At 65.3% G+C, this 12,686-nt stretch carries 12 protein-coding genes; 7 read left to right on the top strand and 5 right to left on the bottom strand.

All coding sequences use genetic code 11. The annotated features are described in order from the left end of the window. Window positions 1-65: 65 nt before the first annotated feature. Window positions 66-818, bottom strand: a complete 753-nt coding sequence (locus ACFLIM_RS19700) for a hypothetical protein (RefSeq protein WP_393167418.1) — start codon at window positions 816-818, stop codon at window positions 66-68. A 739-nt stretch (window positions 819-1,557) separates the two neighbouring features. Here ACFLIM_RS19700 and ACFLIM_RS19695 point away from each other — a divergent pair. After that, window positions 1,558-1,782, top strand: a complete 225-nt coding sequence (locus tag ACFLIM_RS19695) for a hypothetical protein (protein WP_393167416.1) — start codon at window positions 1,558-1,560, stop codon at window positions 1,780-1,782. A gap of 137 nt (window positions 1,783-1,919) precedes the next feature. On the opposite strand, the gene ACFLIM_RS19690 is transcribed toward ACFLIM_RS19695, so the two are convergent. Beyond that, complete coding sequence (locus tag ACFLIM_RS19690; protein WP_393167414.1) at window positions 1,920-2,537, bottom strand: 2'-5' RNA ligase family protein; 618 nt, start codon at window positions 2,535-2,537, stop codon at window positions 1,920-1,922. 11 nt (window positions 2,538-2,548) lie between these two features. Next, entirely contained in the window at window positions 2,549-3,532 is a 984-nt protein-coding gene (locus tag ACFLIM_RS19685; RefSeq protein WP_393167412.1) for a hypothetical protein, read from the bottom strand. A gap of 441 nt (window positions 3,533-3,973) precedes the next feature. Between ACFLIM_RS19685 and ACFLIM_RS19680 the strand changes: the two genes are divergently transcribed. From ACFLIM_RS19680 to ACFLIM_RS19655, 6 genes are all read left to right on the top strand, one after another. Next, window positions 3,974-5,290 carry a hypothetical protein gene (locus ACFLIM_RS19680; RefSeq protein WP_393167410.1) on the top strand — a complete coding sequence of 439 codons (1,317 nt, stop codon included), beginning with the start codon at window positions 3,974-3,976 and terminating at the stop codon, window positions 5,288-5,290. Further along, a complete protein-coding gene (locus tag ACFLIM_RS19675) occupies window positions 5,287-6,495 on the top strand; it encodes a metallophosphoesterase (protein ID WP_393167408.1) in 1,209 nt (402 codons plus the stop codon). Before ACFLIM_RS19680 ends, ACFLIM_RS19675 begins: the two co-directional genes overlap by 4 nt. Next, window positions 6,492-7,025, top strand: a complete 534-nt coding sequence (gene dcd, locus ACFLIM_RS19670; RefSeq protein ID WP_393167406.1) for a dCTP deaminase — start codon at window positions 6,492-6,494, stop codon at window positions 7,023-7,025. The genes ACFLIM_RS19675 and dcd overlap by 4 nt, the downstream gene beginning before the upstream one ends. 100 nt (window positions 7,026-7,125) lie before the next feature. After that, the gene (locus ACFLIM_RS19665; protein ID WP_393167823.1) at window positions 7,126-7,563 is read left to right on the top strand and encodes a dCTP deaminase; all 438 of its coding nucleotides are present in this window, start codon (window positions 7,126-7,128) and stop codon (window positions 7,561-7,563) included. Continuing rightward, on the top strand, window positions 7,560-8,642 hold the full coding sequence (locus ACFLIM_RS19660) for a glycosyltransferase family 4 protein (RefSeq protein ID WP_393167405.1): 1,083 nt from the start codon (window positions 7,560-7,562) through the stop codon (window positions 8,640-8,642). The genes ACFLIM_RS19665 and ACFLIM_RS19660 overlap by 4 nt, the downstream gene beginning before the upstream one ends. A 25-nt stretch (window positions 8,643-8,667) precedes the next feature. Then, complete coding sequence (locus tag ACFLIM_RS19655; protein WP_393167403.1) at window positions 8,668-9,759, top strand: serine hydrolase domain-containing protein; 1,092 nt, start codon at window positions 8,668-8,670, stop codon at window positions 9,757-9,759. Window positions 9,760-9,780: 21 nt separating this feature from the next. On the opposite strand, the gene ACFLIM_RS19650 is transcribed toward ACFLIM_RS19655, so the two are convergent. Then, window positions 9,781-12,258: a hypothetical protein gene (locus ACFLIM_RS19650; protein ID WP_393167401.1), complete on the bottom strand. Its 2,478-nt coding sequence runs from the start codon at window positions 12,256-12,258 to the stop codon at window positions 9,781-9,783. Further along, complete coding sequence (locus ACFLIM_RS19645; RefSeq protein WP_393167399.1) at window positions 12,255-12,686, bottom strand: pilus assembly protein TadG-related protein; 432 nt, start codon at window positions 12,684-12,686, stop codon at window positions 12,255-12,257. Before ACFLIM_RS19645 ends, ACFLIM_RS19650 begins: the two co-directional genes overlap by 4 nt.

Here is a 12,686-nt window from a genome sequence, read left to right as displayed (position 1 = left end):
CCAATTAGTCGGACACAATAAAGGGGCTCCAGAGTCGAGCTCTGGAGCCCCTTTATGCCGCCGATTCAGCCGTTCATGACCGGCTCATCTCCGGCGTACACTGTTGCGCCTCGCGCATCGTCAAGGCGTTCCGAGAGCTCCCGGAATTCTGCGCGTGCGGCGTCTCGGACGCGGATAACGGCGCGGCGGGAGCCGTAGGCCCCGCCTTCTCGTTCTTGGGCAACAGTGGCCAGGATCCCCGCCCGCTTCAGGTTCTCCGCCTGTTCCGCCTTGGAGATGATCTCGCGCAGGACGGGAAACTCCTGCCCGTCTCCGAACGCCTGGCGGAAGATCTCGGCGCTGTACTGGGCAGCGGAGAACGCCACCGCAGCACGGGTCACGTTCTCGGCGTGCGGCAGGCCGCGCATGAGCTGAGCTCCCGGGGTCGCGTCCATTTCGGTCGGCGGGACGTCCACGCGGTAGCCGTTGCGAGCAGCGGCATCACGGACGGCCCAGCGTTGGAGTGTGGTTCGTGTGATGGTCATCTGCGCGCCGTCACGCCGTACGTAGATCCACGCCTGAGTTTCGCGGGTTGTGCCGCTCTCGGGAGCCGGCTGGCACTTGCCGAGCACGTTGCGGAGCAGCTGCGTGAAGAGAAGAACGGCGTCCTGATTGACGTCGTCGGACACATCGTCGGTGCCATACGACGCGTGACCGCTCCTGACGATCGTGGCGCTTCCGTCCATACGCTTGCGGGATCGCGTGGCGTCGACCGTGCGGCAGTATCCGCGGGCGAGCTTACGGATCTCCGCCCAGTCCTCCGGGGTGACGCGCGCCATGTCTTCTGACGTGAGACTCTCGCCGGGAATGCTAGTTGGGACGGACTTTGCCATTACGCTTTTCGCCATGACCGCTCTCCGATCTGTTCGTGTTCCGCTTATCGGAACACCTCACCTTTTGGCTAATTCAATTAAAACCCAATATGTAGATCAAATCAATTGGCTAGCCATTTTCCTAAAGATTCTTACGGAGAGATATGGTATTTAACGGGAGCATTCGAGAAGCCTTAAGGAATTGATGAAAGTAAATTGAAAGCGATAATAGGATGGCATATCTCTTCGAAGAGAAGCAGGTGCTTTCATGGCTGGACCCACGCCTCTATGGTGCAGCTCCGCTCCATGAGTCGGAGCTCACAGCGGGCAGCTCAGATGCCTCTGACCTCGGATGTAACGCGCGCCTACCCTCCCACTTAATTGGGAGAACCATTCGCACGGCTATTCGGAGGTCTACTAGGAGACCTGCTGGCATCGATGGATGCAGACGATCCTCTGCCACCCAGAGAGCGTGCCCCCGTGATCTTTCGAGACGGACCCCCAGCTCACATTCCAGCCCCGCATTCACTCCTGTGAGCGGCACGGACCACGGAAGATCCTTACTCCCTGAGAGAAAGGATCGACAATGTGGCGCCTCCTCGCTCTAGCTCAGAGCTCCGTCCTCCTGGCCCTTGTCTGCGCCTCCCCTGCACTCGCTCAAGGCCAGCCACACAATGTCTCAGCGTCCTCCACCTGTACAACGCGAGTGAAGATCACAGGAAAGAAGGTAGCAATCCGCGACGAAGCGAAGCCGGACGCTCCCGTTGTCGCCTTCGTCAAAGAAGGAGAGGTCCTCGAAAGTTGCTGGAAGGTCATCGGACGCGAGAAGCCGTACACCAAGTGCGGCGCGGAACACTATGACTGGTACCTCGTCAACGCCGGCACTCTGAGGAGCGGATATGTACCCGTGACCTGCGCCCGTAAGTTGTAGCGTCGCCGCTACGAATCCGCGCCTCGATGCATGCGAGGTGCGGTCCTTCCATCAGGTGCCGGACCGCGCCGTCAGAACGTCTTCAGGTGAACTACGCCTTGGCATGCCGGGCTACGACTGTCGATATGCTCCTTCGGCTAGTCGGTTCCTACCGCAACGAGCGGAATGGTTGCCTTAGTGGTCCAGCGATAAACGTGTTCGTCCCGGTCGAGGACAATGAGTTGGATACGGCGGATCGTGATAGTGACGGGCTCGGCTTGCACGCTGTCGAGAGCTTTGGCGTACAGCTCGATAGGACCATCGGAGTTGCTGTAGGCGATGCTCACATGCGGGGTCCACTGTTCGGCGTCTGGGATCCGTTCCGGGTCCCAGACATCGGCGATTGCCTGCCGTACGGCTTGCCGTATCACCCGCATGCGGTCAGCGGGCTGGACGTGGAATTGCAGTGCCTCGGGATCGGTGACCGGACGGGTGAAGGCCAGCTGGACAGGTCCTACCGACTCCAGCCGTGTGGCGGCGGCTCTGGTGATCGCGGCGATGTCCGCGTCGCTGACCTCGTCGGTGAAGCCGATGCCCTGCATGGTCAGGTGCAGCCATTGGTACGGGATGAGGTCGAGGCCGTTCAACGCGGACAGCGGGGCCTGATAGGCGGCAACCAGGCGGTGCAGGGCAGGTTGGTCCTGGAAGGTGGTGTGGAAGGTGTACATGCGGCGGCCGACCCGCCAGCCGGGCCGCCACCACCAGTGGTCACGCATCCGGGACTCTGTCACGTGTCTCGCCTTTCCGTCGGCTGTCCTGCCGGCCTGTAGGTGTCGATCTGCTCTCGAAGGCTCCGCGCGAACGGGTCGTTTCCGTATCGACTCTGAGCCAGGAGCTTGCCGATCTCAAGAACGCGAGTGGCTACGGGAGCCAGACGTCGTTCGGCTGGCTCGTCCAGGACGGGGAGGAGGGCGGTCTGCGCAGCTTCGAGTTGCCGGGCGATGAGGTGAGCGTGGGCCAGGCCGATATGGATCTGCGCCCACGTGCCGTACGCCTGTTCTTCTCCTTGCCGGTACGTGTCCAGTCCCAATTGGGCAGCGGCGATGGCCTTGCCGACGTCTGCGGCGCGAAGGTGGACGGTCATCGTGTAATTGCATTGGCGGGCGATACCGCAGGAGAACAGGCCGCCGAGTTCGTCGGGCTGTGTGATGGCCGCGCGGGCGTGTTCGGCGTCGCGCAGCGCTTGCCGGGCACGGGGGACGTCCCCGAGTTCCTGCCAGGCGTCGGCTTCTTGCAGGGCGAGGAATACCTTTATGGTGTCGTTCGGCGAGCACTCGAACCCCTGACGGGCGAAGGCGGCGGCCCGGCGGTGGTGACGATCCCAGAACGCCGTCTTGGATTGGGCGCACAACACCAGCGCCCGCGTTGCCGGGATGTCAGCCTGGTCGGCCAAGATGAGGGCGGTACGGGCATGGGCTTCCGCATCTCGAAGGCGGCCCAGGTCTCCAGCAGCCCAGGCCATGAAGGCGCAGAGCTTGGCGGCCGTGGCAAAGAGCTCACGTCGTTGGTCCAGGCGTTGATGGCCGCCTTGGAGCAGGGCGAAGAGGTCTCTAGCCAGTTCGGTGGCCGTGCGCAGGAGCGGGACGGGCGGCTGGTGGAGATAGTCGTGAGCCAGGCGTGTCACCGTGCCGGCGTAGTAGTCGAGGGTGGCCGGACCGAGATCTGTCGCTTCTGCCCAGGCGCCGAAGCGGGTGACCTCGCCGGCGGACATAGGGGCCATCTGGCCAACGACCTGTGGCGACGGTGGCTCATGAGCGAAGAGGCGCTCGCGTGAGACACCAAAGGCTCGGGCATACAGGAGCTGGTAGCGCGCGCCCGGTAGGTGCTCTCCTGCCTCCCATCTCCTGATCATTCTGGTAAGAGTGGCTGTGTCCGGCACATCGGGGGCCAGACGACGCAGTTCCCGAGCCATGTCGGGGATATCCCAGAGCCGGGCCTCTCGCTCGGTGCGCAACCGTGTGGCCCACGGCGGGATGTCCTGGGGTGACATCGCGTCTTCTCTTTCGTGGACGACGAGGCGGACATGCGCGTCCGCGTATGCCTCTCATTGTCCTCCTGACAACGCTCCGCCGCAGCCCATCTACTGAGGGTCATCGGAGGTTTCCGGCCGACCCCGCTCGGGTGGTATGGCCTGGCGTCGAAAGGGAGCATAATGACCACGTCCTCGGCTGTGTCTGCTGCCGAAGCCATAGCAATCCGTCCTGGGGAGCCGCTGGTCGGCACCGTTCGCGTGGACGGATCGAAGAACGCTGCGCTTCCGCTGCTCGCGGCGGCTGCGGCACTGAGCCGCCTCGTGCACCTGAGCAACGTGCCGCAGTGCCAGGACGTGCGGACCATGCTCGCCCTGCTGCGGCAGTGCGGTTACGGCATCGCTCGGTCGACCACCAACCCCGAGGAGGTGGTGATCCAGCCGATCTCCGCCGCCTCAGAACCGCCGGAGCTCGCTGATGCAGCCAGCATCCGCGCGTCGTACTACCTCGTACCCGCGCTACTGGCCTCCTGCGGCCAGGCACGCCTGCCGTGGCCTGGAGGCTGTCCAGTGGGCGAGCGGGGAATGGACCTTCATTTCCGTGTCTACGAGGCATTCGGCGACCAGGTGCTCCTGGACAGTGTCGGCTACCACGTACACCGAGCAGCGGGAAGGACGCGTGCGGTGGAGATCACGCTGCCGTTCCGGTCTCGAGGTGCCAGCGTGGCGGCCATTCTGCGGGCGGTGGTCGAGGGTTGCCCGTTGACCCTCATCCAGCCAAACGCCTCCCCCGAGGTGGCCGAGATCTTGGCCTTCTTGCGGGGGGCTGGCTGGGACACCTACGGGGACGAGAACGTAGTGAGTCTGGTGCCCCCGGGCGGAGGCGAGGCCGGTTCGCTCGCCTGGGAGGTGCCCGGAGACAAAGTCGAGGCCGTTACGCTCGCGTGCGCGGTCGCCGTCACCCGGGGGTGCGCAGTGATCAAAGGCGTGCACGCGGCGGACGTGCAACCGGCCATGGAGGCCTTCGCCTGGCTCGGGATCCCCGCACATGCCGGAGCCGACACCGTGACGGTACAGGCCATCGACACCCAGCTGACCGGCCAGCCGCTGCGAGCGATCGCGTCCCTGTCGCCGGGCGGGCTGGACGCCGATTTCGAGCCGTCGCTGATGGTCTTGGCCCTCGGCACGCCTGGCGTGCATCTGTTCGGCGATGCCATCAATCCGGGGCGACATGGCAACCTGATCCCGCAACTGGCCCGGCTCGGGGCGGCCATCGAGCAGTTGTCCGCCACACACTGCCGCTTCTCGGGCCCGCAGCGCCTCGTCGGGACGCGGGTGACCGCCAACGACATCCGCAGCGGCTCCGCGTTGATCGTCGCGGGATTGACCGCCGCGGGCGTCACCACCGTGAAAGGCCTGGCACAACTACGTCGCGGGCACGCGAATCTCCCGAGAAAGCTACGGCAACTCGGCGCGGACATCACGGTGGACGTGGCATGAGCGGGCGGCGTGTGCTGGAGCGCATCTTGGCCACCACCGATGTCCATTCCAGTTTCGACCGGCCACTGCCGATGCTGGCGCACCTGCACGCCGCTCGCCCCGGTGCGCTCGTGGTGGACTGCGGCGACTTCTTCGAAGGCAGCGGCTACTACCGCCTCGGCGGCGGCGCCATCGAGCGGCGGGCCCTGGCCTTGTTGTACGACGTGATCGCACCGGGCAACCACGGCTGGCGCCACCACTTCGAACCCGACCTGCGGGCCATGACGGTCTGCGCCAACGCCATCGACGCGGGAACCGGCGAGCCGCTGTTCCGGCCAGTGCGCGTCGAAAGGATCGACGGACGGCAGGTGGGCGTGACCGGGGTGATCGGCGAGGAGGCGTTCGCCACCATCCCGCCCAGCGAGCGCACCGGCCATCGCGTCATCCAGCCTGTGCTCGCGTTGCACGAGCTGAGAGCCCGTTACCGCGACGCGGTCGATGACTGGATCGTGCTCAGCCACTGCGGGTTCGACCACGACCTCGCCCTGCCCGTGCTCTGCCCGTTCATCTCAGTGATCTTCTCCGGGCACTGCCACAGCGACCAGCAGGGACCGGTGCAGGTCCAGCACACGCTGGTGGTCAAGGGCCACGAGCTCGGCTCCGGGTACGCCGAAGCCGCGCTCCGTGACGGCCGGTGGGCCGTGCGTGCCCGGACATATCCCCGCACCACCCGCGTGGACAACTCCATTGCACCGCTGCTGGCTCATATCCAGGAGATACGCGAGCGCCTGATCAATCCCCTTTCACCTCTCGCCGAGCCATTCCGTGACACCATTCCCGATCGGCGCGAGATCTTGATGCTGATCGCCCACGAGCTTCGCATCCGCCACGCCATTGACACCGTGGTGCTCAACGAGACCAGCCTGCGCCCTATCCACCTCGGCTCCGTGCTGCACGAGGGCGACTTGCTGGCCATCGAACCGTTCGCCAACCAGCTCGTACGCGCCCACATCGCCGACGCCACCGGCGATCCGAAAGACTTTTTCGGCAAGCTGACCGCCCAGGTCGGCCCGCTGGTGATCGACCACGACCCGGCCGCACCGGAGCTACGGTGCGCTCTCACCACGCGGTATCTGGCCGACACCTTCTTCGGCGGACGCTGGAACGGCCCGCCCCTACCGCTCGCCCGGCTCGTGCAAGCCGTCCTGACCGGGGAGCGACTGTGATCCTCACCGGCCCCGAAATCACCGCCGCCGCCCACGACGGCCGCATCCGGATTTCCCCCTTCAACGCCGAACAGGTCAACCCCAACAGCTACAACGTCCGCCTGGGCCCGACGCTGCTGACCTACACCGAACCGATCATCGACGCCCACCGGCCCAACCCCACCAAGCCCGTCACGATCGACGACCGCGGCCACGTCCTTCAGCCCGAGGAGCTGTATCTGGGCCACACCCTGGAAGAGATCGGCTCGGACTCCTTCGTACCGCTGCTGTTCGGCCGCTCCTCCGTCGGCCGCCTGGGCCTGTTCGTCGAGATCACCGCCCCAATCGGCGACATCGGCTTCCACGGACAGTGGACCCTGATGCTCTCCCCTGTCCGCCCGTTGCGGGTCTACCCCGGCATGAAGATCGGACAGATCATGTTCTTCGTCTCACTCGGCGTCATCGACCCCTACCGCGGCAAATACCAGGACGCCGCCGGCCCGCAGCCCTCACGATACTGGCGCGAGCTGCACAAGGCGGACTTGCCATGATCCTTACCAGCCCCGCCATCGCCGCCGCCATCCACCGCGGCGACATCACCATCGACCCCTACGACCCCCGCCGCCTGTCCCCAACGCCTACGACTGGTGCCTGAACGACCGCATCCGAATCTGCGATGGACCCCTGGACGCCGCCCGCCCCACCCACTACACCGAATCCGCCATCCCCACCACCGGCATGGTGCTCACCCCCGGGCTCCTGTATCTCGGGCTCACCCTGGAACGGACCTGCTCTGAACGCTACGCCCAGTTCCTCAACGGCGACCGCACCATCGGCGCCCTCGGCATCTGGGTCCACGTCTCCGCGCCCCTGGGACATACCGGGCACGCCATCGCCTGGACGCTGGAGATCCGCGTGGCCCGGCCGGTACGCGTCTATCCCCGCATGACCTTCGGCAAGCTCGTCTTCCTGCACACCTTCGGCGCCACAGCCAGCTACCAGCGACACGGCCGCAAGTACACCGCCAGCACCAACATCGACATCTCCCGCCTCTACCAAGAACTCGCCAGCGACGGAGGCCAGCCGTGAAGCCCATCCTCACCGCCCTGGACCTGCCCGCAGCAAGCCCCGGCGGCAGCGTCGAACTCCTCCATGACCTGTACGGCGGCACCAACCCGCTGATTGCCGCACGGCTCTTCATGCTCCACGACGACCGCCCCACCCGGCCGCCGATCGAGACCCTCAAGGTCAGCGGCAAGTGCCTGACCGGACACCGCTTCTGGACCTATGTCCAGGCCCTCAGCACCGCGCTCGCCACCCACGTCAAGCCCACCAACGTGGCCATCACCCACCTGCAGCACCTGACTTTCGGCGCCACCCCTGCCCTGCTCTACACGCTCCCCCGCCACCCGAGCATCGCCCTGGTCCACGGCACCGACCTACTGACCGCCACGTCAAACCGCACCCAACGCCAGGTTCTTCGCCAGAGCGCCCACCGCGCCACCGCCATCGTGGTACCCACCCCAGCAATGGCCGACCGACTACGCCGTCTCGCGCCAAACCTGGACATCGCCAAGGTCGAGCACATCCCCTGGGGTATCCCCGACCACCTCCTGCACCGCCCACCGACGTCACCGCGAACTTATGACCGGCCCTTCAGCCTGCTCTATGCAGGACGGCTTACCTCCGAGAAGGGCGTGGGAGTGCTTGCGACCGCATGCGCAAACAACAGAAACATGACCTTGAGCATCGCCGCCCCCGCGGCCGAGTACGCGAAGTTCGCCGAGCAGCTTCGCAAGGCTGACTGCGAACACCACTACCTCGGTTGGCTTGATCGGTCTCAGCTGTGGGACACCTTCGACGAGCACGACGCGCTCGCTGTGCCCTCCACCGCGCTGGAAGCCTTCGGCCTGGTCGCCGTCGAAGCACAAGCCTGCGGCCTACCCGTCCTCTACCAGCCCGTGCCCGGCCTCATCGACGTGCTCGGCGACACCGCCCTACCGACCGACTTCACCAACCCGGACGCGCTCGCCTCCGCCCTGCGCACCCTGCGGAACGACCCAACCGCACGCGCCGAGTTGCGCACTGTGGGTCTCAGCAACGCCCGCCGCTTCCCTATCAGCAGCACCGCCCAAGCGCTCACCGTTCTTGGCAACCAGATCGCCTGATGCCACGCCGTGTGGCTCACCAGCCATGACCGCTGCCCGTTACTACGCTGGCCACCACAGCGACCGCACCGAGAGGCAGATCATGACGCCCGATCCGGATCGAATCGATCAACTCCTCCGTTATGGCGTCGAGCACAGGGTCTATCCCGGGGCTGTATGGGGTATCGGCGACGCTGACCGCATCCATTACACCGGCTCCTGCGGGTTCCTCGACCCCTACGACGGCAGCGATCCCATGACCCGGGACACCGTCTTCGACATCGCCAGTCTCACCAAGATCGTCGCCGTCTGGTCGGTCATCGGCCTGCTGTGGGATCAAGAGCGCCTGAACCTGGATGATCCACTCGGCGTGCTCATGCCAGACCTGGACGGCTACCAACTCGCACGCGTCACCGTACGCCAGCTCCTCACCCACACTGCGGGCGTACCACTGCGAGCCAACCTCAAGAATCTCTACGGCACCGACCCCGATCGGATCCGCACCGGCGTCCTGCGCGAACCCCTGCACCGGCCCCCAGGCCAAGCCGTCGAATACACCGACCGTGCCGCCCTCATCCTCGGTTTCCTCGTCGAACACCTCACTTCCATACCCCTGGACCAGCTCGCCCAGAAACGCATCTGGCAGCCCATCGGCATGACCACCACTCGCTTCGGTCCGCTTCCCTCCGAGCTCATCAAGCGCTGCGCCCCCACCGAGTACGACGAGCAAACGGGCCGATACCTCAAGGGCATGGCCCACGACTTCTCCGCCCGGCTACTGGGCGGCGCATGCGGAATCGCCGGCGCCTTCTCCACCGTGGCCGACCTGGCGACGTTCCTCCAACGCCTCCTCGACCCCGGCACCCGAAACGGCTTCAGCGCAGCCTGGATCCAGGAATCTTTCCAGGTCCACACCGGCGACCTCCGACCGCCGCGTGGCCTGTTCTGGCACCCCGCCCCGGACACCGACCCGGCGGACGGCATCTACATGCACTACGGCTTCACCGGGACCGGCATGTGGACCTCCCTCAAACAAGGCCGCTGGGCTGTCCTGCTGACCAACAAGCTGTACTTCGGCCGGGACCGCCAACCACTGAACGAAATCCGCAACCTCTTTCGCTCTCTGACGTTCGGGTGAGGCGTTGTCGTACCGTGGTGGTCACCTACGGAGAACCTCCGCCAGACGTCTTTCTGTCTGGTAATCCCCCGACAGACCGAGGCTGCGTTGATGTTGGCGTAGCAGCTCGGCGGTACGGGACGCGTCATCGCGCCTGTCGAGACGCACTTGAAGGAGAATGATCCGAAAGTACGTTTCCTCGGTGTCCGGGTCCAGTTCGCGCGCACGTTCCAGCGCCGACAGCGCCTGTTCGGGGTCCTCCTCTACCAGGTGTTCTGCCAGCTGAGAAAGAATATCTGCTTGGGACCGGGTCAACGGATACCGATGGTCCTCAACCCATTCCGCTGTCAATCCTTCAGCCAGTTCGCCTGTGCACAGCCGGGCGGTTTTCGATAGAGCAGCGACACGATCCGCTGGGGCTACCGCGGTCCGAACCTGCTCCAGTGCCGACTCGTAATCCCACAGATCCACACTGATCAGGTTGCGATCGATGCGGTAGATCGCGGAGTCCTTCGTGGTCGAAGCACTGATGAAGGGTGCCCGCTTCGCCTCGACGCTCTTGTAGTCCGTTCCGGCGACGAGCGCGCTCCGGAGGTGGCGCAGGGCGTTGTGGATGTCCTTGCCGCAATCGTCCGGCCACAGCGCGGCGGTCAGCTGATCACGAGTTACTCCGTTCGGGTTAAGGGCGAGATAGGTCAGCGTGTTCAGCTGCAACCAGCTCAGCGGCAGCGGCTCCCCCTTGTCGCGCACGTAGACCGTGGGATGGCCCAGAATCGTCAGGCGGACGAGGGCTGCGCCCGGGCAATCGGGTTGGCTGTCCCTCGACGCCGACTCAATGTCGACGACAACTCCGCATTCCACGGAGGCTAGTTGTCGTAGGTGAGCTGCGGCTTCCTCCGCAGTGGTATGGAACAGTTCGCCGTCGGCCAGAGCGTCGGAGCCGCGGCCTTCGGCTGCCTCCACGAAGTGTGTACTGCTGATTTCGCAGGTGACGCCGCCCGGCCAGGATCCCAAGAACACAGCACCGACTCCTGCGCTCTGGGCGGACATAAGCGGCGCCGTGACGTGTTCGTAGACCTCGTCATCGAGTTCGGTGATGAGCAGGATCGCGGGCAGGGCTTCGCCCGGGTCGGTGCGGCGCAGGTCACCGATCTCTGAGGACTCGCGTTCGAGCACCATCCGCCTGCGCATGAAGTATGTCTCCTCGAAGTGCCGCAGGGCCTGTTCATGCGAGGCCGCCAGAAGTAGTCCAGGCAGCCCGCCGGCGATTCGATGAAGATCCCCTTCCGTAAGGCCGAAGAGCCTTCCGGCCAGAGCCGCGGAGACGGTGACCTGGACGCGGTAGTTGCTGGACTGGCGCAGCAGATCGACGAGCAGATAGCGGACCACGGCGTCGGCCCCCGGGCCGAAGAGACCGATACCCGGACCTTCGAGGGCTATCCGCAGCGGAGAGCCGTCAGCGCTCTGCCCCAGGTGAATCTGCTCGGGCACGTCGATGGAGTAGTCCCGTCGTATCAGCTCGCCGTCAGACGGTGGTGGTTCATCCCGCTCGACAAAGGCTTGGCGGTGGGCATGGTGAAGTTCCCGAACGGGTGCGGGAGGTTCGGGCTCAGGGGTGACGGTCACGGCTTCTGCGGATGAGGGTGGGATTCGGCGTCGGCGTTGGTAGAGGCGATTGGCAACGTAGGCGGTGCTAATTCCGGCGGCATAGGCCAGGGCTACGAGAGACCCTGATGACAGGCGAATCGCCTCGGTGGTTTCGTGCGCCGGGTGGGGTTGTAAGCTCGGCGGCTGGGGTTGTGAGGTCGATGGTCTCGGTTTCGGGCTGGCCTCTGTGGCGAGAGGCTGCTCGGTTGTCGGGGACGTATCGGACGGCGTCGGGCGCTTGAGGGACAGACGGAGCTTCCAACCGGGGCGAATCAAGCCAGGATCTGCGAAGGTGTGCCCGTCCGGCTGCCGTGATCGGGCGTTGAGCTTCCAGATCATGGGCCAGCGGCGTGGGCTGCCGAGTTCCTTGTCAGCGATGTCCCACAGGGTGTCGCCTTTCCTCACGTGGTAGATCCGCTCTTCCGAAGGCGAATCGACTTCTGTGGTTGCGGCCTGCCCAAGAGGGTGGAGAGGTGCCATGGCGACGACCGGTGGCGGTGCCGTAGCGTCACTCACACCGGGGGCGAGGACGGTCAGCGTTGCGGACGCGACCAGGTATGCGGCGAGGCGCTGCATTCCCCGCAGTCCCGGGAGCCGGGGAGCGATGCGTCGGCCCCGCCATTTGGCGACAACCTCGCAGATGACGGAGAAGGAGAACGTGGCCCAGGCTCCCCAGGCGACGAGTTCCAGGGCCGTAACAAACAAGGTGCCATCGTCAGGGGCGGTCAGCTTGTCGGCGATCTGCCGCAGCGTGGGCAAGCGGTCAGGAAGGGGAAGTCCTGTGATCTTGTAGAACAGGATGGGAAAGCCGACCACGGCAGCGAGCAGGACGGCGGATGCGGCCAGCGCACGCAACAGGCGGAGCACCGTCATCGATTCGGTCCTTCGACACCGGCTACCAGGTCAGCATTGGCGTGAGCGGTCATCGACACAGTGGACAAGCCCACCAGGGAGAGCAGCCAGGTCTCTTTGGTCACGGTGACGGTGACGCGGACGGACGTCGGACCGGAGATCGTGACATTGCCTTGGTGGCCGCTGTTGGACAGGTGGGCTTGGGCGGCACGTAGAGCGGCGCTCCGGTCAACGACGAGTTCGTGACCGAGGTAAGCGGCGGCTCGGTCAATCTCTCCGGCGCCGGCTCTCGCGGCCTCCTCGGCGACGCCGACCGCTTCCCATCCGGCCCGGAGCTTGTTGCCGACGTCAACGACCAGCCCGATGAAGAGCATGAGAACCGTAATGAAGATGAGGGCGTATGGCGTGACCGAGCCTCGCTCGGGATTGCGGATCACCCATTTCTGCAT

Origin of the sequence: Nonomuraea marmarensis, from assembly GCF_043197025.1 — a bacterium.
In the GTDB taxonomy this organism is placed as follows: Bacteria; Actinomycetota; Actinomycetes; order Streptosporangiales; family Streptosporangiaceae; genus Nonomuraea; species Nonomuraea marmarensis.
Note: the sequence above shows the minus strand (reverse complement) of the source record. Positions and strands in the feature narration are given on the sequence as shown.